This is a genomic window from Mycobacterium sp. 155, assembly GCF_000373905.1.
GTDB lineage: Bacteria > Actinomycetota > Actinomycetes > Mycobacteriales > Mycobacteriaceae > Mycobacterium.
This window is the reverse complement of sequence record NZ_KB892705.1, coordinates 3,458,856-3,479,575: the sequence shown is the minus strand read 5'-3', so window position 1 is coordinate 3,479,575 and position 20,720 is coordinate 3,458,856. Positions and strand designations below refer to the sequence as shown.

Genomic DNA, 20,720 nt, shown 5'->3' with positions numbered 1-20,720 from the left:
TCTGACTAGCTGACCGGGAGTTTCACCACGGGGGTAGCTCCCGCATCGGTCACGTAGACGTCGCCTATCCCGTCGACTGCCACACCCTGGGGATCGTTGAGGCCGGTGAAGGGCAGCGGTATCGCACCCGGCGCGTCCGGCCGCAGCTGAAGCACTCCGGCGTTCCCGCGATCGGTGATGTAGACGTTGTGGCGGGCGTCGATCGCTATGCCCTGGGGATCGTTGAGACCTGTGAACGGCAGCACGGTCGGCGCGGCCGCGTCCTCTGCCAGCTGCAGCACGCGGTTGTTGCCGGTGTCGGTAACGACGACATCACCCACTGCGTCGACGGCAACGCCGCGAGGATCGTTGAGACCTGTGAACGGCAGCACCGTCGGAGTAGCCGAACCCTTGTCCAGCCGCAACACCCGATCGTTGCCCCGATCGGTGACAAACACATCGCCTGCGGCATTCACCGCCACACCGCGCGGATCGTTGAGCCCGATGAAGGGCAAGGGCGTCGCGGCCGGCGCTCCTGCCGTCAGTCGCAGCACCCGGTCGTTACCCGAGTCGGCGACGAAGACGTCGCCCGCCGAATTGACCGCCACATCCCGCGGGTTCTTCAAGCCGCTGAAGGGCAGCGTGTCCGCTGTGGCCCTGCCGGCCACCAGCCGTAGCACTCGGTCGGTACCGATGTCGGTGACGTAGACATCGCCGGTCCCACCGACTGCGACACCGGTGGCGAGACGCATGTCGACGAATCCCAGCGGGGTCTGCGCCGAGAAGCCCTGCGTGGTCGGCGCGTTGGACGTGCCACCCTTGTCGGACGACAGCCGGCCGTTGATGATCAGCGCCGCCGTGATGGCAACAGCAGCGGCGATCGCCGCGGCGATCCACTTGATTGCAGTACCGGGCAATCGCTTTCGTTGCTGTGTTGACTCCGCTGCTCCGGGGGTGGAGACCACCTGATCGTCCACTGCGGCGCGAGCGGCCGCGGCCAGGTCTTGGACGGTCTGGTAGCGATCGTCTGGGTTCTTGGCCATTCCCCTGGCGATGACGGCATCGAACGCGGCCGGCACGCCGGGCTTGGTCACGCTGGGTTTCGGCGGTGGGGTGTGGAGGTGGTGGGCGATCATGCCCTGCACACCCATGTCACTGCTGAACGGCGGCTGACCGGTCAGGCATTCGTACAGCACGCAAGTCAGCGCGTACACATCAACGCGGGAATGGGTTTTGATCGCAGCGCCGATGGCCTCCGGGGCCATGTAGGCCGCGGTACCGATGGTCTGGCCGGCCTTGGTTAGCGTGAGGTCTTCAGAGGCGTGGGCGATCCCGAAGTCGATCAAGTACGCGAAGTCGTTGGCGGACACCAAAACATTGGAGGGTTTGACGTCGCGGTGCACCAGCCCGACGTCGTGGGCTGCCTGAAGTGCGCCGGCGACCTGAGCGATGATCGCAACCGCGCGCCGCGGCAGCATGGCGCCTTCTTGTTTGATCAGTGTGCGGAGGTCGATGCCGTCGACCAGGCGCATGTTCAGATAGAGCCGACCGTTGATGTCGCCGAAATCGTGGATCGGAATCACGTGCGGCTCGGTCAGCTGTGCCACCGCCTGGCATTCGCGCCGGAACCGTTCGCGCGGCTCCTTGTCATCGGCGGAATTCTCGGGCAGCACTTTCAGCGCCACCACTCGGTTGGTCTGCGAGTCACGCGCTCGCCACACCTGGCCCATGCCGCCCGCGCCCAGCAGGGACAGCAGTTCGTAGCGGCCGAACTCTCCAGCCGGTCCTGGTTCTTGAGTGGCGTCGCCGTCGTCGATCACCGTGTCATCCATGGTCTAGCGCCCCCACGCATTCATTTAAGCAAGCCGAGGGCACGTGGAGGCTCCATTGGGTGTCAGCGTTCCCCTAGACGGCCGGCGGAATGCTCTGCTCGAACCGGAAGACGTTGTTGGGGTCGTATTTCGCCTTGATCTGGCGCAACCGGCCGACATTGGGGCCCCAATAGGCGGTCTCCCAATTCGGTAGTCCGGCGTCGGGCACGTTGACGTAGGCGCCGAGTTCCTGGCCGACGGTCTGCTGCAGCGCCTGGCTGAACTGCGCGGTCCAGTCCTGGCCCGCGGTGCGGAGCCGCTCGTTGTTGTTGGCAGCCGCCCTCTCGAACGTGAAGGGTGCTGGACCGCGCTGCGGTCCCCAGCCGACGGCGCACTGGCCGAAGAACATCGCGTCCCGATACGCGAACGCTGCGCCAGGGCCGTCACCCCTTCCACCTGGGTGAAGCCGGCGCCGATGTCTGCAGTGAGGGTGGCGGCGTCGATCCGACTCGACTTGAGCTGACTGACGTCGATGACCAGGCCGTTGTCGACGGCGTTCCAGCCCAGGGTCTGGTGCCGGCCGCCCCGCACGCGAAACGGGACATTGTTCTGCTGTTCCCAGGTGGGGGCGTTGATCACGTCCTGGGTGTTCTGGGCGAAAACGACGGCCGACGGGTAGTGGATGAAGTTCTGATTCCAGCCCAGGCTCGCGTCTGCGTAGTTGGGGTCGGAAGGACGGACGACAGTGCCGGTCAGCTCCGCGTTCGGCAAGTTCGCGCCGGGGTCTGATCGGGCGATGCCCGGGGCGCCTAGTGCAACGGCCGCGGCACCGGCGGCTGTTGCCTTGAGCAGGTCGCGACGAGAAACATCGTTCATGGTCATGTGCCCTCCTCCACAACGACCTCGGACAAGAGCACGCTACCGATCGGTGGAGGAGACCACGACCACACCCCGATCACCTGGCGGAGGCAATGGACAAGGTGTCAGAAGCTCACCCGCCACGGTTGCACACACCGAGGCTCAGACGGAGTCGTTACCTGTCGCGGAATCCAAATCCGTGTGGCCCCACTAGTTGTCGCGACGCCGAGTCGGGGCAAGGGAGGACTGTCGTTCGACCAGGTCGACGGACAATACGTTGCGGCGGCGGTAACGACGGTCAGGGTGCTGGATGCGGTCGAGGATCCGCTGGGTGGCTTGATGACCAAGTTCTGTGGGGTTCTGGTCGATGACAGTGACGGTTGGGGTGATGATGTCGGCTAGCGGGAAGTCGCCAAAGCCTAGGTACGCCAACTCCGCGGCATGCGGTTGTGCGCCGCACTGGTCCGCGCGCTCGGCCCGCGCGCAGTTTTGGTCGGCATGGACGCGTTTCATCTGTCCAACAAGGAGCTGCTGCGGTTGCAGCGGAGGGATCGCAAAGGCGCTCCCGACACCTTTGATGTCGCCGGCTACGTGTCCTTGCTACGGCGGGTTCTGTGGTACCTCGATTTGCCCGAAGAGATCCGCAAAGACCGATTGATCAAGCGGCACTTCCACTTCGGCAAATCGATTGCGGAGGCCCGGTCCTGGACCGAGCAGGTCGATCTGCAGAACGCCGCGGTCACTGAAGAGACTCGCCACCGTGCTGACTTGGTCGTCGAAGTACCCGATGACCCCGATGCCGGACTGCGACTGTCTTGACGTCAATGCGCCCCGGACGAACTTCCAACGCACAGAAGAGATCTCATGGGACAAACCATTGCGCCCATCCGTACACCGATCCTGGAAGCTCGCGGGCTCTCACGAAGTTTCGGCAACGCCCGTGCCCTCGGTGGTGCCGATTTCGACATCTACCCCGGCGAGGTGGTCGCCCTCATCTGACCACCGCCTCACCACACACCCGATGATCCCCCCTCCGCGACGCGCTGGTCCCACAAGACACGCTCTATACGCTGGTGACCCACTCCCCAGACGGCGGGTCGGACCGTTCAACGGCCCGGCACCCGCCGCCGGCAGCATCCAACGCGTAGTCGTCCGACAGCGGTCGATTCCATCTGTGGTCGACATCGATTGAGTTCAACCTGGTACGCCTGGACGTGTACCAGGCGTACCAGCCCGGTCGGCGCCTGGGTTTCGACCGACTGGGATGACATCCCACCGCGACACGCACGCGCAGTGACCGATGAACACCGGCTGCCGAGGAAGAATGACTCCCGCCGAGAGAATGCATCGACGCCTCGGCTTGGTTACATATGAAAGGAGTGCCGTTATGGCAGCGAAAAGGACCTTGACGGACGCGGGGACCGCAAAGCCGCCCGCTCGCCGCGCACCTGCGAAGAGGGCCGCGGCGCAGGACAGCAAGCCGGCGAGGACGAAGAAGCCGACCGCGAGTAGGGCGACGATGAGCGCCAACTTGCCGGACTTCACCCACGAGATGATTGCTGAACGCGCCTACCACATCTCACTTTCGGAAATACGTGGGACAGATGAGGAGAATTGGCATCGAGCCGAGGCGGAGCTGCGCCAGGGCGCTAACGCCTAACGCGAACGCCTCAGCTGCACCGATACGAGACCAGAACGCGCAATTCGTAGCACCGCTATCCGCCGCTCCGGCGGCACCCTAACCGGCACGTCGTCCGGTTAGGGTGATCAACGCTTCCACCGGTGCGGCCGGTGAGAACACGCGTGCTCCGATCATCGAAATGGATCGGGGTGCGAGTTCTCGGCGACCGCTACTCCGCGAGTAGTCCGTGCTGAACCAGCAGTGTGCCGACTTCGTTGTCGGTCACTTTGGCCATCATCCGCTTACGCAGAATCTCGGGCACCGGAAGGTGCATCTCCTCCCCGTCGCGCAGATGCAGTGATGCTTCGATGAGCTTGCGTACGTCGTAGGTGGATCCGAAGGGCTCGGGTACGCCCCGTTCGATGTTCAGCAACCGGTAGGCGGCCTCCATGCCGGTGCGCACCGAATACTCGGTGGTGAAGATGCAGTCTCGACTGGTCTCGGCGAACTGTCCGATGAACGCGAAGTTCACCGCCTTCTCGGGCACCACATCGGGCCGGTCACCGGCCTGGCGCGGCATGAAGAACGAAGTGACGTACGGCATCATCACCGGCACCGCTTTGGCCGCGTTGGCGGCCAGGTCGGCAATGTCCGCTTCGGGCACCCCGAGGTGGTAGAGCCACTCCTGGGTGATCTCCTCACCGGTGCACTCCTGCATCGGTTTCTTGACGTAGTCGCCGGGCACATCGACGAACAACGAGTACACCCACACCACGATCTGGTCTTTGGGCTGCTGCTTGAAGTGTGGCTGACGGTTGACCGTCCAGCTCATCAACCACTTCGAGTCGCGCACCGTGACGATGCCACCGGTAACCACTTTGCCGCTGAACGGGTCTCGCTTGCAGATCTTCTGAATGTATTCCGGGATGCGGTGATCCAAGGTGGTGACGGTGGCCGACTCCCATTTGGTCTTGGGAATGTCGCCACCGAACACGTCGGGGTGCCCGAATGACGGATCCTTGGCCGCGATCCTGCGCCACAAATCCCAGGCGGGCGCCGGTCCGGTGTTGAGTTTGGCCGGGGTGTGATGATCGCCGTTGTCGGAGTTCTCCGTCAGCGAGCCGATAGTGGCAAGCACCAAGTCATCCGGCCCGAGGTCGACGCCGCCGTCGATACCGTCGCTGATCCAATGAATCCGGGTGGCCTGCTTGCGATCTGCGGTGATCTCGAAGTCGACGTCGGTGACCTCGGTGTCGAACCTGAACGTCACGCCCTGATCCAGCAGCCATGTGTACAGCGGCAGCACCAGGGACTCGTACTGGTTGTATTTGGTGAACTTCAGCGTCGACAGGTCGGGCAGTCCGTGGATGTGGTGAATGAAGCGGTGCAAGTACAGCTTCATCTCCAGCGCGCTGTGCCATTCCTCGAAGGCGAACATGGTCCGCCAGTACAGCCAGAAGTTGCTGCCCAGGAAGTCCTTGCCGAACACCTCGTCGATCCGCTTGTTCTCCATCTCCGCGCGGGTGGCGAGGAAGACTTTGAGAATGTCCTGCTGCGCCGTGTGGCTCAGCGCGAACTTGCCGTCTGTGTGGGCATCCTGTCCGCGGTTGACGGTGGCGCGCTGCAGGCTGAAGTTCGGGTCGTCCTTGTTGAGCCAATAGAATTCGTCGAGGACGCTGGCACCGTCGATCTCGATCGAGGGTATCGAACGGAACAGATCCCACAGGCATTCGAAGTGGTCTTCCATCTCACGACCGCCGCGGATGACGAACCCCTTCTCCGGTTCCTTGATACCGTCGAGTGCTCCGCCGGGCAGTTTGAGGCGCTCCAGGATGGTGATCCGGTCCCCACGCATCTGCCCGTCCCGGATCATGAACGCGGCGGCCGACATTGAGGCAAGGCCGGCACCGACAAGCCAGGCACTCTTGTCATCGACATCTGCCGGTTTGCGCGGGCGCGCAAATGCTTCGTAATTGCCACTGCTGTAGTACATGGTGCCTTTCAACGGGTTTCAGGAGTATTTGTAGAAGCCTTCGCCGGAGACGACTCCGAGTTTGCCCTTGTCGATGTAGTTCGCTTTGAGCCACGCCGCGAGCTTCTGGTCCTCCGGACTGCCATGGGCCATGATGTTGTATGGCGTGTTCATGCCGATGATGTCGTAGATCTGGAAGGGTCCGACCGGTGCACCGGTGGCGATCCGCCAAGTGGTGTCGACGTCGGTCGGGTCGGCGTAGCCGCCGGCAGCCAGTTCCAGGGCGGCGTTGAGGAACGGCACCAGCAGCGAGTTGAGCACGTAACCCGCCTTCTCCTTGTGTAGTTCGATCGGCACCATCCCGATAGCCCGGGCGAACTCGACGACTTGCCGGTAGACCGTCGGATCGGTTTGATCGGTGCCCATCACCTCAGCGGTGTTGAACTGCCACACCCGATTGGCGAAGTGCAGTGCCAGAAAACGGTCCGGCCGACCGGTGAAGTCCTTGAGATCGCTGGGCAGCAGCGTCGATGAGTTGGTGGCGAAGATGGTTCTCGCAGGTGCCAGTTCACTGAGCTTGCGGTAGGTCTCCTGCTTGAGTGATAGCACCTCCGGAACAGCCTCGATGACCAGGTCGGCATCGGCGACGGCGCGACTCAGGTTGCTGGTAAGGGTCAGGCGAGCCAGGGCTGCCTGTGCCGCACCATCTTTGGCGTCCGGAACCTCATTGTTGTAGGTCTGCACCAAACCGTCGAGACGCTCGCGCGCGGTGGCCAACGCCTGGTCGTTGATGTCGTAGGCGACAACGGTGAAGCCTTTGAACGCTGACTGGAAGGCGATCTGGGCACCCAGGACTCCGGCTCCAAGGACGGCTACGGTGCGAATCTGCGTGTTCAGGAGTCCTCCGATCGTGCACGCGGCATGGACGTGACTGGACGCCAACTTCCACCTGCCGCGGGCACACCGATCACCGCGGCAGGTGGAAGTAGACGAAATGAACTACTCGGCCGGCGTTACCGCAGCATTGAACTCCGCCGCATCCGCGTCGATGCGTGCCTGCGCGGCCGCCAGAACGTAGTACTCGGCTTCCTGGAGCGCGTATATAGCGAACGCAATCGCGTTCTCGGCGTCGATCTCGGCATTGTCGGCGGCCTTATCCGCCCGCTTGGCCTTGTGGTCGGCACGATGCTTGTCTGCTTTGGCCTTGATCGAGGCCACACCGTCGGACACCGACTGCTGCAGGTCGTGCCAGTCCGCGCTGACGTCGTCCTTGGTTTCCTGGACCGCGGCCTTGGTCGCGGCCTGCGTCTGGTCCAGCGAAGCGCGGACTTCGTCTTCCCGCTTGGCCACCCATTCCCGGTTCTTGGACGAGACCGCGGCCGCGGAATCCTCCAGCGACTTTGATTGCTTGCTCAGCTTGGCGAGTTGATCAGAAAGTGCCACTTGGCATCTCCTTTTTCATTGTTGAATTTCATCGGTGAACTTTTCACTTTCCAACTCACCTCAGATATGTGGTGAGCCGGAATCGTCGCGGCGATTCAGCTACTGAAGCGTTCCTTGACCTGCTCTGCAGCATCGGCGGTCAGCCGCGCGATGACAGCCGCGCGCGTCGCTGGATCCAACGCTGCGATCGCGCCCTCGATCTCTGCGGTCGTGGCCTTGGCGAGCAGTGTCTTCTCGCCCACTTTCCGCAGGCCCAGAGCAATCAAAGCCGCGCCGCCTAGGAGGAACCCCACCCGGAGAGCGTTGTCATAACGTGCCATGCTGGCAGCACCTTTCTTTCGTTCGTTCTTTCCGCCGATCAGGCGGTGTTTATCGATGTACGGAGGCCGGTTCGTTGCTCAGATGGCGGGCCACCGCCTTGGCACCGCCGCGGAACTGGAAGGCTTTCACGACCTGCATGAGGCCGATCACAATGAGGAAAGCGCCGGTGACCATGGCCAGTGTGACAATCGAGTTGATCGGCCAAGCCAGCAGGGTGACACCGGCCGCCACCGAAACCACACCAGAAAAGATCGGCCAGCCTTTGCCCGGCAAGTCCCGGTAGCTGACTGCCAGAACGACCTCCGAGACGCCCTGGAAGATGAAACCGACGCCGATCCAGATGGCCAGCAGCCAGATACCCAGGCCCTCGCTAAAGTGCCGGAAGGCCATGATCGCCAGGATCACCGACAGCACGCCGCTGACGAAGAGCAGGATTCGACTTCCCGCCGAAACGTCGAGGCCAAAGGCGGAGATCACCTGCGCGACCCCCGCCGCCAGCAGATAGGCGCCGAACAGGATGGCGGCGGCCAGGACGGTGATCTTCGGCCATAGCAACATCAATGTGCCGAGGATTACGGCAAGCACGCCCCATACGATGGCGGCCCGCCAGAGAATCGCGGCCACCGTGCCGATTGTCACGGGCGGCGATTCAGATGCGGTCATTTGCATTAGTCCTTTCTTGGAACCGTACTCCGCAAGTTAGTTCATCGAGCAACAAAATGGTCAAAATTAACGTGGGGTCCAACAAAATTGGATACGGGAACACCGCGGGAATGTTCTGATTGTGTGCCACTACAACGCCGCACTGCGCGCCCTACACTCAGCCGCATGACCGACCCCGAACCCGACGACGCGATCGAAGAACTCGGCGCTCTACTGGAATCCCGTGTCGAGGAGCTGGGCCACCACATCGTGGACCGGATCCGTGCGGACGTTGCCTTCTACCGCGACAACGACGTGGTTTCCGACGCGCAACTGCTGCAAGCGGCGATCGACAACATGCGGTTTGTGTTTCTCGCGTTGGCGAACCGCACGTCCTTCGATACGTCACCGGCTGCCGAGGTTGGCAGACTCAGGGCTCGAGCGGGTGTGCCCAGACCCGCGGTGATGGACGCGTATCGGGTTGCTGCCCACGCAGTCTGGGACCAGACGATGGAGTTCTGCGTCGACAACCCGGCGATCAGCCGCGCGACCATGCTGACGGCCACCGCACGGTTCTGGGAAGCACAAGACTGCTACACCCAGGCGATGACCGCTGCGTATCATGACACCGCAACACAGCTCGCCATTGACGATGCGGTCGAGCGGGCGGCCCTGACCGAGGCGTTGCTCCAAGGTCGGTCCCTGGGGGAGTACAGCCTGTGGGATGTTGCGGCGCTGCTGGGGCTGCCCGCCCGCGGCCCCTATATTGTGGTCGCCGCGAGATTGCCGAACATCGGCCAGCACGCACTTCGCAGCGCCGCGGGCATGTTGCGTAACTTGGACGTGCACTCCGCGTGGCGTCTGCTTCCCGATCTCCAAATGGGTATCGCCTACCTGCCCTCCAGCGCATTGCTCCCCGGCATCATCGAGCTGCTGGAACGGGTGACGACCACCGATATCGGCGTCAGCCCGATTTTCAACGATCTTGCAGACACGGCGACCTCGCTGCGCTATGCCCGGTTGGCGCTCGACGCGCCGACCAGGCGGGATGGCAGGGTGCGTCTTTTCGACGATTCAGCGCTGGGTATCGCTGCGGTCAGCGCGCCGGAAGTGACCCACAAGCTCTCCGAGATAATCTTGGGCCCCTTCAGTTCGTTGTCCAGCGACGAACGACTCACCCTGAGTGAGACCTTCGCGACCTGGCTCGATCATGGCGGCTCAATCTCGGAGACCGCGGATGCCATGCTCTGTCATCCCAACACTGTGCGAAACCGGTTGCGGCGCATAGAGGAGCGCACGGGCCGCTCCCTGACCGTGCCGCGCGAACTCGCCGAACTGTGTCTCGCGTTCGAGGTAGTCGAACGCACCGCCACGTGAGGCCGCTGCTTCTCTCAGGGCCGCACACGCGGCATGAAACGGCTGCTCATGGACTCAAGTTGAGCACCCCAAGCAAAGTGGCTTTGTCGCGCAACGGAATTGAGGCGAAGACCTCTGTCGACGATCTGGGGGTCGGTCACGAGTTCGTTGCCTCCGTCACGTGACACCTGAGCTCGCCGGTGGCACGACAAGCCGACACTTGCAGCCGATGTTTCAGATCCATCGGCTACCCGGACACGACGCGCAAGCTGTGCACCATTGAGACGTTTTGCACGCCGAGACGATAGGCTTGCTCTATGTATACTGCGGGACCACCAGTGACTGTGCTCGGCGAAGACGAGTGCTGGAGCCTTCTGTCGAGCTTGTCGTTAGGCCGGTTCGTCACCTGCCTGGACGGGCAGCCTGAAATCTTCCCAGTCAACTTCGCCACCCAACGTCCTACGGTGCTGTTCCGAACTGCCGAGGGCACCAAGCTCTTCGGCGCAGCGACCGACTCTATCGTGGCTTTCGAAGCCGACTACCACGATGCCGCACTCACCTACGGCTGGAGTGTCGTCGTCAAAGGCCGGGCGCACGTGTTGTCGACCAGCGCCGAAATCGGCGAAGCTGAGCAGGCGCACCTCCGGCCGTGGACCCCGACGCAAAAGCTTCACTATGTGCGGGTGGACGCCTCGGAGATCACTGGTCGCCGGTTCAAGTTCGGCCCGGAACCTGAGCACGCAGTCGTCTACGACCGAAGCATCACATAACCGCTGGTATCGGCCTTTAGGTCTGCGCGCAATATCATCCCGGTCAATGCCCTTGTCGTGCAAGGGTTTCGGGCAGTTGTGTTTCATGCGCTAACTGTCGGGGTAGTCTCGCGCGTTCCTCACGGGTACTTCAACTGCGCAGTATCACGTCACAGATCCGAGCCGAGACTGTCGTCCAGGAAAGACGACGGGACCGGCGCCCAGTCGGGTTTCCACCGGTTCGCCTGCAACTCGCGGCGTAACGTCGCGAGCAATGCACGGACCGGTGGCCCCTCATCGAGGAGGAACCGGACCATCCGGTGCTCGGCGCATACGGCCGCCGTCGCTGACAGCAGCTGCAGCGCCTCTGTGTCCTGACCGGCCACCGCCAGGCAGGTCACCAGGAGTCGCTTGGCTTGCAGCAGCGCCCTGTCCCGTCCGCGTCCCTCCAACTTGTCCACCCATTCCCGCGCCCAGGTGATGGCCAGGTCGAGACGCTCGGGTTGAGTCTCGTTGAGCAGCAGCCGGATAGCGGTGGCCTCCTCCAGCTGCAGGGTGACCTCGTCGATGCCGTCGACGGGATCGCGGCGAGCGGCGTGATCGATCCGCGGCGAAGCGGCCAGTCCGGCAGCGGCGGGCAGGTGTAAGCGGACACGTTCGTGCTCGACAGCAGCGCGCAGGCGTCGCACCGACAGGGACTCGGCGACCTGCGCCCCCTCATTGAGATACTGTGCCGCGGCAACGAGGTCACCGCGCAGAGCCTTGATCCGAGCGCCGGTCGTATAACGCGCGATCATGAAGTCAACAGTGCCGTTCTCGGCGCCAAGTTCTTGGCTCAGGTCGAGAAGTCGCTCGGCCTCGGCGATCTCGCCGCGCTCATATAGCAGATCCCCCAGTAGAGCGGAGGCGATGCGGGCGGTGTAGGAGTGCTGATCTCCGGCGGTTATGGCCAACCGAAGACCCTCACGGAAGAGGTCTTCGGCGGCGGTCATGTCGAGTTGCTCGGAGGCGGCGAGCCCGGCAAAGCGATAGCCGTACACCACCGACAGTGGCCCGCGGGTGCGTGCGTGATAGGGCAGAGCCCATTGGTGGCGGCGACGTGCGGCGTCGAAATCGAACCGGAACAGACTGGCGAACACTGCGTCGTCGGCCGCACAGGAGACCACCCAGGCAGGCAACGTATCTGGGCGCGACAAGCACTCGGCGACAAGCTGTTCGACACCGTCGATCCGATCGCTGATGACATGGATATCGGCCTGAATGATGTCGGCCTCTACCCGCAGATCGGCGAGTCCGGCGTCGTCACCCGGTTGCGCCGTGAGCAGGGCGCGCGCGCCAGTCACGGCGGCCTGCGCGGGCACTGGGGAGACCGCCGCGTTGTTGGCCCAGGCGAGGGTGAGCTGCAGTCGTGGGCTTTGACTCACCCGCCGAGGCGGCAGTTTTGCCACCAGCCCGAGCAACGTGAACATCCGCCCTTGCTCAAGTAACTCCATACCGTCGCGTTCGACCAGCTCGACAGCTCGTCCCGGATCATCTGCGGCCAAGGCATGATCGACGGCTTCGCTGAGCATCCCGTGCTCCGCGAACCATGCGGACGCGGTGTCGTGAAGATCATCGATGCGGCCCGGTTGATCGCGGTCAAGGCGTTGCCGCAGATACTGCGCGAACAGATGGTGGTATTGAAACCACTGCCCCTCCTCGTCGAGCCGGCGAAGGAACAAATCGCGTTGTTCAACCTGTTCCAGCATCGCCTGCCCGCCTCGGGCGCCGATGAGCGCGGAGGCGAGCGAGCCGCAGATCCGTTCAGCCACCGACGTCGCCAACAAGAAGTCGAGTATCTTCGGGTCGAGGCCGTTCAGGACGTTCTCGGCCAAAAACTCCCCGACCGCACGATGGCGTCCCGACATTTGCCCGATGAGGGTGTCCGGGTCTGACGATTCCCGCAGCGATAGCGACGCGAGCTGTAAACCGGCAACCCAGCCCTCGGTTGCCTCGGCCAGCCCGGCGACCGCTGAATCCGCCAACGACAGACCGCCGCGCTCAACCAGAAACGCCCGCGCCTCGTCGACGTCGAAACGCAGTGCGGCGGCGTCGATTTCGATGAGCTCGTCTCGCACACGCAGACGCCCCAGTGGCAGACCGGCTTTCGTGCGACTGGTCACGATCACCTGTAGGTGATGGCAGCCGCTGTCGAGCATGAATTCCATCGCCGCGATGGCCGCCGGATCGGAGACGAGGTGCCAGTCGTCGACGACCACCGCCACCGTCTCACCGCTCTGGTGGATTTCGTTGATCAGCGAGGTCAGCACATACCGCTCGGCCTGATCGCCATGCTCCTCGAGCACCCGCCCCAGTTCACCGGCGAGGGTGGGTCTGACCTGGCGGATGGCCTCGATGAGGTGAGTGAGGAACCACACCACGTTGTTGTCGTCGGTATCGATCGACAACCAGGCCACCGCCGCCCCTTGCTCCGCGAGCAGTGCGCTCCATTGTCCGGCCAGCGTGGTTTTGCCGTACCCGGCCGGGCCATGGATGAGGGTCAGTTGCCGACCAGCCCCGCTACGCAGGGTCTCGATCAATCGGTCCCGGTCGATCAGCGGCCGCGACGGGCTGGGCGGATGAAACCGGGTCAGTGGGACCGGCGGTGTGATCGAAATGGAGCGGGGGGCGGTCAAAACTGGCGCGGCGCGCGTGTCAGATCGCTGCGTAGCCTCAGATCGCTGTGTATCGGACACCGTGGGTAGCGCCAGTTCGTCGACGATCAGCCCGCCGAGGCGCTGTGCGTACCGCAGTTGCTCCCCGAATGCCGCTGCTGTACTCGGCCGGTCTGGGGGATCGACGGCCATCGCCGATGCGATGGCCGCCGAGACTTCGGCGGGGATATCTCCACCGCGCAGGATCGGCGTCGGTTCGCTGGTGATCCTCAGAAACTGGGCGATCACCTGTTCACCGTGGCGCCGCTCGAACGCGGCATGCCCGGTGATCGCGCAAAACAACGTGGCGCCCAGACCGTAGATATCGGAGGCAGCCGATGGTGACCGGCCCCCCAAGACCTCCGGGGCAGTGAAGGCGGGCGATCCGGTGATCACGCCGGTGCCTGTCTCATATCCGCCCGCCATCCGGGCGATGCCGAAATCGGTCAGCTGTGGCTGACCGTAATCGGTGAGCAAGATGTTCGCCGGTTTCACATCCCGGTGCAGGATCCCCGCCTGGTGTGCAGTCTCGAGTGCTCCGGCTAGCTTGACGCCCAGCGACAGGGCCTCGGGCCAGCCGAGCGGACCATGCTCGCGGATCCGGGTGTCCAGCGAGCCCCGCGAGTGGTACTGCATAACGATGAATGGACGACCAGAAGTTGTTGTCCCGACGTGTAACACGTTGGTGATGTGCGGATGGCCCGATAACCGGCCCATGGCCCGTTGTTCGCGCAGGAACCGTTCCACATTCTCTGTACCCAGATCCGCGAGGAGTACCTTGACCGCCACCGTCCGGTCCAGGGCTGGTTGTAGACAGCGGTAGACCACACCGAATCCGCCTCGCCCAATCTCGACCACTTGTTCGAAACCCGCGGCCTGCAATTCCTCGGGTATCCGCACCATCGGATCGGGCTGGGTTGTCAGCGGATCGACTTCGGCCATCGCCGTCGCGCCTCCTTTCCGCCGTCCACCGCCCTGCCGGCCTTGCTCCTCAGCCTTCCCCGACCTGTGATGCAAGGATCCAGACCGGACCGCCGAACACTGACCACGCGCATCATGCACCTAGCCGACCACCCATTATCGCCCAGTCGGCGTCGCCCCACATGATCTCTGGCAACTTCGGCCCGCACCGCAGCCGACAGCCAACCGGTCCGTAGAAGGTTTCAATTGATCTGGTTGCTGACACCGCCCGCGGTCTCATTGGCACTGCGCCATCTCGGTCCTAACGGCGCTGAGGCGAACAATACGTTCAGTCAGCGCTCCGGGTACCTCTACGCGTGACTGCGGGACGACGATGCTCACCGCCACACCCGGTCCTGCAGTGGTGAATTCGCGAAGGCGGTTACAACACCACGGTGGAATGGTTGCGCCGCATGGTGTTCGGCACTGAGCGATGAGTAGACACGTCTAGAGGTTTGACCCCCGGCAGCACATGTAGCCAGTACTCTGGGCGGTCGGGGTGATACCGGAAAGGGGACCACTGTGAACGAGCACGTCTACCGTGTCATCGAGGTCGTGGGAAGTTCGTCGGACGGCATCGACGCGGCGATCCGTAACGCCGTCGCACGCGCTTCGCAAACCGTGCGCGAACTGGACTGGTTCGAGGTGCAGCAGATCCGCGGGCACCTCGCTGACGGCGCGGTCAAGCACTTTCAAGTCACTATCAAGGTCGGATTCCGGTTGGAATCCGCGGCCGACTGAATTCGGGATGACCGCTTGATCTCGGAGATCGTGGCGCCTTAAACGAGGGTCGGTTCATTCTTCCTTCACGGACTTGCTGCCACCGGTACGGGCAACGAGACCGTATGGCGCACGTCTGGAGGCGAAGGCTTCGGGCGGAACCTGATCGATGGTTGGGCACCAAGAGGGAGTGCAGGGATGAGTGACGGCCGGGTAGTCGTGGTGACAGGCGCGGCCCGCGGGATTGGACGTGCCAGTGCGGTCGCGTTCGCCCGGGCTGGTTATCGGGTTGCGGGCGCTGACATTGCGGCGCTTGCCAGTTCCGCGATGGACTACGAGCCCGCTACACGCGACGACCTCGCCCGCACAGGAACACTCGTCGAGGAGGCTGGCGGCGAGTGGATGTCCGTGGTGTTCGATCAGCGGGATATATCGGCCGTCCGCGACGGGTTCTCGGCAGTCGTAGAGCGGTTCGGGGGCATCGACGTCGTGTTCGCCAACGCTGGTATTCAGGGCTTTGCTCCGCTGCTGGAGATGAGTGACGAGCTCTGGCATGACCAGATCGACATCAACTTGACCGGTACCGCCAACGTGCTGCGTGTTGCCGCTCCGCTGCTGGTGGATCGTGGTGCAGGTCGCGTCATCATCACGTCCTCGACACAGGGGCAGCACGGCACCCTGGATGGGAGCGGGTACTCAGCGTCGAAGTGGGGCCTGATCGGGTTGATGAAGTCCGCAGGCCTGGAGCTGGGGAAGTACGGGATCACGGTCAACGCGCTGATCCCCGGATTGGTCAATACTGTGCTGACACGGCACGAGGAACGGTACGCACAGATCATCCGCACCGGCGGAAACGAACCTTCCGGCAATCTGGAGGAAGACGAGCAGTCCGCGGCAGGCAGCATGAAAAAGAAGCTGCCCCTGGGCGTTCCGTGGGTCGAACCCGAAGACGTCGCGCCGCTAGCGGTGTTCCTCGCGTCCGATGAAGCACGGATGGTGACGGGGACCAGCTTCGCCGCCACAGCAGGAGACAGTGCCAACATCACGGCATAAAGCCCTGAGACACAGCTGCAACAACCCTGTGAACGCGTTCATCTCCTGACCATCCACCCTACGGCGCAGGCGATACGTCAGTGCCCGACCCCTTCGCCGAAGCCTTCGCACGCTTCTCGGCCCGCACCGCCTTCCCGCCGCGCACAAACCCGGTTGGGGAGACCGACGCCGACAGCAGCGCGTCCTCGCCGCCCACGAACGGGTGGAACCCGACACCTGCGCCGCCACGGCCTTTTACTGGGATGTCAGCGACTTCGGTGACTTTCCAACCCTTTTCGGACGTTGACAGGATCGCTTCTCCGTTTTCGCACGTGATCGGCAGAGCGGCGATCACCTCGTCGCCGGGGTCATCAGCGGTCAGCTTCACACCGGCCACGCCGTTTCCTGCCGTACCCTGCGGATTCACCGCGGCGGGGTCGATACGCAGAATCCTGCCGCGTCGCGTCACCAGCCCCAGGTGGTACCCCGGTGTCAGCACGCCGGAACGCAGGAGTCCGGTGATGTCGGGGGCGACCGGGATGTCGCGGATCTTGAACGGCAAGCCGTTTCCGTTGGTGAATTTGATCCGTCCGTCGGTCCACACCGCCCAACCCAGGCCTGAGGTGAGCAGTTCGCCGTGACTGTCGGAGAACACACCCCGGTCATCAAGGCGCCAAGCGGCATTGACCTTGCGTTCGCGGGGGCCGTCCTCATCGGCGCTCGATGCCGTCGGGGTAGCTTCAAAGTCCAGCACGGTCCGACGGTCGAATTCGGGACCTTTGAACAGTTTTGCCGTCTCCACGAGCTCGTTGTCGATGACCGCTCGCCGCGCGTCGGGGTTCGACACCAGCTCGGTCAGCTCGGCGAACTCGGCGTCCAGCTTCTCGGCCTCGGCTTGCAGTTCGATCACGTCGAGCCGTGTCAAGCGCCGCAGCTGCAGCGCCAGAACGTAATCGGCCTGCCCGGCGTCGATACCGAACCGCTCTTGCAGCCCTTGGCGGGCCTCGTCGACGGTGTCGGAGTTTCGAATAACCGCGACGGCAGTATCAATATCGAGGTGGATTAGCATCAGGCCGGCCACCAGATGGCGCCGTGCGGTGACCTTCTCCAGCCGATACTCGCTGCGGCGCACCACCACTGAATCGCGCAGGTGCAGGAAGGCCGAGATCAACTCGCGCACCGACCACCAGCGTGGCACCCGGTCTTCGTCGAGGGCCACCAGGCTGGCGGCGAACGTCGATTCCAGCGGTGTCAACGCGAGCAGCTGCTCGCGGATGGTTTCGGCGCTGTAGCCGCGTTTGGCGGTGACGACGATGCGTAGGCCGTTGCGGCGGTCGGTCAGATCGGACATGTCCGCGACACCGGACAGCTCGCCGGATTCGACAAGGGCTCGGATCCTGTCCTGCACAGTGTTACTCGCCACACCGGGCGGCAGTTCGGTGATGATGCAGTTCTTTCCGTCGACAGACACCGTGCCACGCACCGTGAACGCACCACGACCGGTGGTGATGTACTCCCGCAGCCCGGCTGTGCCGACCACGGTGGACCCACAGCCCCAGTCGGGTCCGGGAATGAGCTTTATCAACCTGTCGTCGGTCATGTTCGGGGTTTTCAGCAGTGCTCGGCACGCGGCCATGACCTCGCGGGGATTGTGGGCCGGCACCTTGGTGGCCCACCCCTCGGCGATGCCGACCGCGCCGTTGCACAGCAGCACCGGCCACCGGGCCGGCAGCACCGTTGGCTCGGTCCACTCGCCGTCGAACGTCGCCACCATAGGCACCGCGTGATCGTCGAGTTCGGCGGTCAGCGCCGCGCCGGGTGCCGACAATCGCATTTCGGTGTAGCGGTCGGCAGCGGGAATATCACCTTGAATACGGGGGAAAGCACCTTGCCCGTCAATGACTTTCACGCGCTGGAAGTCGGCGGCCATCAGCGCCGCGGCCCCGTACATCGACGCGCCACCGTGTGGGTGCAGGTTGCCGGTGACGGCCGAGCACACCTTCGAGGACTTCTGCGGTTTGTTGCCCGGCAGCAGTTTCGAGTCGTGCATCTGATAGAGCAGACGGCGTTGACCGGGCTTGAGTCCGTCGAATGCCGAAGGGATGGCGCGATCGCTGACGCTGTAGAGAGCGAAGGTCAGCTGGTAGTGGTTCCAGTAGTCGTCGGCGCTCTGGTCGAGCACCAGGTCCCGGTTCTGTTCAGGAATATCGAGAGTGGCGGTCACAGTACTTCTCCTAGTCCAAGTCCAGCGCGGAGGTGTCAACGCGGGAAGCAACATCGGCCATCCACGTACGCCGGCCCTCCGGCGGTCCGCCGAACAGAGTGTGGTGCAACTTCTTTTCATCGTCATCGGGGTGTACCCGAATCACGGTGCGCCGCTGCGGATCCAGCACGGTGTTCCAGAAGTCGTCGGCATCCATTTCGCCGAGGCCTTTGTTGCGCTGCACCTCTACCTTGCGCTTGGAGGTGGCGCGCATCTGTGCCACTGCGGCGTCGCGTTCGGACTCGTCCTGGCAGTAGATCCGCTGCGTGCCGTCCTTGACCACGAACAACGGCGGCAGTGTCACGTAGACCATCCCGGCCTCGACGAGCGGGCGGTAGAAATCCAGGAACATCGAGATCAGGCTCGAGTTGATGTTGCCGCCATCGGGATCGGCATCGGAGGCGAACAGGATCCGGTCGTACCGGCACTGCTCCGGGTCGCAGTTGTCACGCAATCCGCAGCCTAGGATGCGTTCGATGGAGTCGAACTCGTCCTTGACCCGTGCTTTGCTCACGGTGAACCCGTAGACGTTGGGCGGCTTCCCTTTCAGCGGGAAGGCCGCCTGGAACGTGGCGTCGCGCGCCGCTTTGATAGTGCCCAACGCCGAATCGCCCTCGCACAGGAACAATTCCGCACCCGAACCGCGGCCGGTCTCCCGGCTGGGCAGCAACTTCGGCGGCAGCGACAGATTCGTCCCCAGCCCTTTGGCTTTCGACGCCGCGCGGGAGCGGGCCTTCGCGCCCTCGGCGCTGCGTCGCGCCCGGGCCGACTCCAGCGCCAGCTTCGTCCACAGCGATACCGCATCGCTGTTACCGGGGTTGGCCGCCCAGATGGTGACACTGCGCGCCACGTCCGGCGCCATCGCCACGTTCAAAGAACGTGACGACACCGCGGTCTTGGCCTGGGAGTCCCAAGCGACATCGGGTGCCCGGGTGTCCACCGCCAGCGCGGTGACCGCGGCGAAATCCTGCGGCTCCGGGCCGTCCTCACCTTTGGCCAGGCCCAGGTCGCGGATGCGGGACGCCCGGTCGGCCAGGGCTTCGGACAACCCTTTCATCGCGGCCGTCAGATGAGACCCGCCGCCCGGGGTGCGTACGGTGTTGCAGAACGCGGCCACCGTGGCTGGCTCGGCAGGCCCGGCGGTCAACGACCAGCGGAACGGTGTCGGACCTCGGCCGGTCGTGTATTCACCGCGTCCCTCCACGGCTGCGCGCACGTCGGGCAGGGGAGTGCCGGAGGCCGTGCACATGAGGTCGAGCAGAGTGTCGGTGCCCCACGGGCCGTTGAACGGTTCCATCAATGCGGGCGGCACGTCCTCGGCGGGCCAGCCTTCGTCGACGACGTGCAGGTGCACGCCGGGCGACATTCTGGCTGCGGCGTGCGCCCGCAGCAGGACCTCGCCGATATCCACGTTTGAATCCGGCACCACGGCCGGGTCGAACAGGATGCGCACCGTGGTGCCGTGCGCGTCGGGCTTGCGGTTGCCCGAGCCGCGGAGTTTGTGGGTGTCGGCGCGGGTGAACTCGGCGTCCGGATCGAACCCCCGGCCCCCGGTGCCATCGAACACACCCGGGTAGCCACGGCCGAAACTCTGCAGGTACGTCTTTCCCGCCCGACGCACCGTCACGTCGGTACGGGCGGAGATGAACACCGCGGCTGCGGCGCCGATACCGTTCAAACCGGCGCCCGTGCTCGCGGCGTCAGAGTGGGCGGAGAACTTGCCACCGGCCCGTGCCGTGCCGAGCGTCTTGACGATGCCGTTCTTCCCGGTGACCGGGTCGGAGTCGACGGGTAAGCCGCGGCCGTCGTCAGCGACGCTGACCGATCCATCGGCGTGCAGGGTGATCGTCACGGTGGATCCGCCGTGGCTGGGGTCGGCGACCTCTTCGATCGCGTTGTCCACCAGCTCACGCAGCGCGGTGTTGAGCACGTCCAGGCCCAGATTCACCGCCGGTCGTAGACGGGTGTGCTGGACATCGTCGAGTTCGGTGATGTCTGCAGCGTTGTAACTCACTGCTGGTCCTTTCCATCAGGGCCGGTGCGGGACCGCAGGGTCCTGTAGGGGCGTGCCGGAGGAATGGTAGGCGGCAGAACCGACATCTTCGGGTATCCCTCACGGTGGCCGCGGCAAGTCTCTTCCTCGCCGCCGCATTGATTGGTCCGGAGCTGGATGTTTACCAACGTCGTTGTCGGTGAGGCAGAGCGATCCTAGACGCTACTGAAGAACGACGATCTTGGTGCGTCCGGGTGGCGGTTGAGGATCGGTGGGTCGGCGGGGCGTCCTGACAACAATGACGACA

General features: G+C 63.9%; 18 protein-coding genes and 1 pseudogene. 7 read left to right on the top strand and 12 right to left on the bottom strand.

Annotated elements, in window-relative coordinates:
• Positions 1-5: 5 nt before the first annotated feature.
• The 4 genes and pseudogenes from B133_RS0116610 to B133_RS25380 form a co-directional block, all read right to left on the bottom strand.
• The gene (locus B133_RS0116610) at positions 6-1,811 is read right to left on the bottom strand and encodes a serine/threonine-protein kinase PknD (protein WP_018602624.1); all 1,806 of its coding nucleotides are present in this window, start codon (positions 1,809-1,811) and stop codon (positions 6-8) included.
• 73 nt (positions 1,812-1,884) lie between these two features.
• A complete protein-coding gene (locus B133_RS25005) occupies positions 1,885-2,199 on the bottom strand; it encodes a BBE domain-containing protein (protein ID WP_018602623.1) in 315 nt (104 codons plus the stop codon).
• Positions 2,200-2,273: 74 nt separating this feature from the next.
• Positions 2,274-2,666: pseudogene (locus B133_RS25000) on the bottom strand (FAD-binding protein); the annotation flags it as partial.
• 192 nt (positions 2,667-2,858) lie between these two features.
• Positions 2,859-3,161, bottom strand: coding sequence for a substrate-binding domain-containing protein (locus tag B133_RS25380; RefSeq protein ID WP_081618244.1), 303 nt, complete (start codon positions 3,159-3,161; stop codon positions 2,859-2,861).
• On the opposite strand from B133_RS25380, the gene B133_RS0116595 reads away from it, so the two are divergent.
• The 3 genes from B133_RS0116595 to B133_RS24990 all read left to right on the top strand — a co-directional run bounded on the left by B133_RS0116595 (position 3,090) and on the right by B133_RS24990 (position 4,308).
• The gene (locus B133_RS0116595) at positions 3,090-3,467 is read left to right on the top strand and encodes a hypothetical protein (RefSeq protein ID WP_018602621.1); all 378 of its coding nucleotides are present in this window, start codon (positions 3,090-3,092) and stop codon (positions 3,465-3,467) included. The two genes, B133_RS25380 and B133_RS0116595, sit on opposite strands and share 72 nt — an antisense overlap.
• A gap of 45 nt (positions 3,468-3,512) precedes the next feature.
• Positions 3,513-3,647 (top strand): hypothetical protein, encoded by a 135-nt coding sequence (locus tag B133_RS25205; protein ID WP_018602620.1) that lies wholly within the window; start codon positions 3,513-3,515, stop codon positions 3,645-3,647.
• Positions 3,648-4,167: 520 nt separating this feature from the next.
• Positions 4,168-4,308, top strand: coding sequence for a DUF2934 domain-containing protein (locus tag B133_RS24990; protein ID WP_232423316.1), 141 nt, complete (start codon positions 4,168-4,170; stop codon positions 4,306-4,308).
• A 190-nt stretch (positions 4,309-4,498) separates the two neighbouring features.
• On the opposite strand, the gene B133_RS0116580 is transcribed toward B133_RS24990, so the two are convergent.
• The 5 genes from B133_RS0116580 to B133_RS22935 form a co-directional block, all read right to left on the bottom strand.
• Positions 4,499-6,262, bottom strand: a complete 1,764-nt coding sequence (locus B133_RS0116580) for an oleate hydratase (protein WP_018602618.1) — start codon at positions 6,260-6,262, stop codon at positions 4,499-4,501.
• Between the two features lie 18 nt (positions 6,263-6,280).
• Positions 6,281-7,138 carry a 3-hydroxyacyl-CoA dehydrogenase gene (locus B133_RS0116575; RefSeq protein ID WP_026256518.1) on the bottom strand — a complete coding sequence of 286 codons (858 nt, stop codon included), beginning with the start codon at positions 7,136-7,138 and terminating at the stop codon, positions 6,281-6,283.
• A gap of 102 nt (positions 7,139-7,240) precedes the next feature.
• Positions 7,241-7,684, bottom strand: coding sequence for a hypothetical protein (locus B133_RS0116570; protein WP_018602616.1), 444 nt, complete (start codon positions 7,682-7,684; stop codon positions 7,241-7,243).
• A gap of 95 nt (positions 7,685-7,779) precedes the next feature.
• Positions 7,780-8,004, bottom strand: a complete 225-nt coding sequence (locus B133_RS0116565) for a hypothetical protein (protein ID WP_018602614.1) — start codon at positions 8,002-8,004, stop codon at positions 7,780-7,782.
• A 49-nt stretch (positions 8,005-8,053) separates the two neighbouring features.
• Positions 8,054-8,668 carry a DUF308 domain-containing protein gene (locus B133_RS22935; RefSeq protein WP_018602613.1) on the bottom strand — a complete coding sequence of 205 codons (615 nt, stop codon included), beginning with the start codon at positions 8,666-8,668 and terminating at the stop codon, positions 8,054-8,056.
• Positions 8,669-8,833: 165 nt separating this feature from the next.
• Between B133_RS22935 and B133_RS0116555 the strand changes: the two genes are divergently transcribed.
• Positions 8,834-10,024 carry a CdaR family transcriptional regulator gene (locus B133_RS0116555; protein ID WP_018602612.1) on the top strand — a complete coding sequence of 397 codons (1,191 nt, stop codon included), beginning with the start codon at positions 8,834-8,836 and terminating at the stop codon, positions 10,022-10,024.
• A gap of 296 nt (positions 10,025-10,320) precedes the next feature.
• Positions 10,321-10,773, top strand: a complete 453-nt coding sequence (locus B133_RS0116550) for a pyridoxamine 5'-phosphate oxidase family protein (protein WP_026256516.1) — start codon at positions 10,321-10,323, stop codon at positions 10,771-10,773.
• 149 nt (positions 10,774-10,922) lie between these two features.
• On the opposite strand, the gene B133_RS0116545 is transcribed toward B133_RS0116550, so the two are convergent.
• Positions 10,923-14,387, bottom strand: coding sequence for a serine/threonine-protein kinase (locus B133_RS0116545; protein WP_018602610.1), 3,465 nt, complete (start codon positions 14,385-14,387; stop codon positions 10,923-10,925).
• Positions 14,388-14,927: 540 nt separating this feature from the next.
• Between B133_RS0116545 and B133_RS0116540 the strand changes: the two genes are divergently transcribed.
• On the top strand, positions 14,928-15,146 hold the full coding sequence (locus B133_RS0116540; RefSeq protein ID WP_018602609.1) for a dodecin: 219 nt from the start codon (positions 14,928-14,930) through the stop codon (positions 15,144-15,146).
• Positions 15,147-15,323: 177 nt separating this feature from the next.
• Positions 15,324-16,178, top strand: coding sequence for an SDR family NAD(P)-dependent oxidoreductase (locus B133_RS0116535; protein WP_018602608.1), 855 nt, complete (start codon positions 15,324-15,326; stop codon positions 16,176-16,178).
• Positions 16,179-16,236: 58 nt separating this feature from the next.
• Here B133_RS0116535 and B133_RS0116530 read toward each other — a convergent pair whose 3' ends face one another.
• Both B133_RS0116530 and B133_RS0116525 read right to left on the bottom strand, forming a co-directional pair.
• Positions 16,237-18,381 (bottom strand): DNA gyrase subunit A, encoded by a 2,145-nt coding sequence (locus tag B133_RS0116530; protein ID WP_018602607.1) that lies wholly within the window; start codon positions 18,379-18,381, stop codon positions 16,237-16,239.
• A gap of 10 nt (positions 18,382-18,391) precedes the next feature.
• Entirely contained in the window at positions 18,392-20,434 is a 2,043-nt protein-coding gene (locus B133_RS0116525) for a toprim domain-containing protein (RefSeq protein ID WP_018602606.1), read from the bottom strand.
• Positions 20,435-20,720: the final 286 nt, after the last annotated feature.

What these genes read in the sequence shown, in the direction of transcription:
- B133_RS0116535 (WP_018602608.1), top strand. Translation starts at nt 15,324, where the DNA reads ATGAGTGACGGCCGGGTAGTCGTGGTGACAGGCGCGGCCCGCGGGATT.
- B133_RS24990 (WP_232423316.1), top strand. Translation starts at nt 4,168, where the DNA reads ATGAGCGCCAACTTGCCGGACTTCACCCACGAGATGATTGCTGAACGC.
- B133_RS25005 (WP_018602623.1), bottom strand. Translation starts at nt 2,199, where the DNA reads ATGTTCTTCGGCCAGTGCGCCGTCGGCTGGGGACCGCAGCGCGGTCCA.
- B133_RS0116595 (WP_018602621.1), top strand. Translation starts at nt 3,090, where the DNA reads ATGCGGTTGTGCGCCGCACTGGTCCGCGCGCTCGGCCCGCGCGCAGTT.
- B133_RS0116550 (WP_026256516.1), top strand. Translation starts at nt 10,321, where the DNA reads ATGTATACTGCGGGACCACCAGTGACTGTGCTCGGCGAAGACGAGTGC.
- B133_RS0116545 (WP_018602610.1), bottom strand. Translation starts at nt 14,387, where the DNA reads ATGGCCGAAGTCGATCCGCTGACAACCCAGCCCGATCCGATGGTGCGG.
- B133_RS0116555 (WP_018602612.1), top strand. Translation starts at nt 8,834, where the DNA reads ATGACCGACCCCGAACCCGACGACGCGATCGAAGAACTCGGCGCTCTA.
- B133_RS0116565 (WP_018602614.1), bottom strand. Translation starts at nt 8,004, where the DNA reads ATGGCACGTTATGACAACGCTCTCCGGGTGGGGTTCCTCCTAGGCGGC.
- B133_RS25205 (WP_018602620.1), top strand. Translation starts at nt 3,513, where the DNA reads ATGGGACAAACCATTGCGCCCATCCGTACACCGATCCTGGAAGCTCGC.
- B133_RS22935 (WP_018602613.1), bottom strand. Translation starts at nt 8,668, where the DNA reads ATGACCGCATCTGAATCGCCGCCCGTGACAATCGGCACGGTGGCCGCG.
- B133_RS0116580 (WP_018602618.1), bottom strand. Translation starts at nt 6,262, where the DNA reads ATGTACTACAGCAGTGGCAATTACGAAGCATTTGCGCGCCCGCGCAAA.
- B133_RS25380 (WP_081618244.1), bottom strand. Translation starts at nt 3,161, where the DNA reads ATGAAACGCGTCCATGCCGACCAAAACTGCGCGCGGGCCGAGCGCGCG.
- B133_RS0116610 (WP_018602624.1), bottom strand. Translation starts at nt 1,811, where the DNA reads ATGGATGACACGGTGATCGACGACGGCGACGCCACTCAAGAACCAGGA.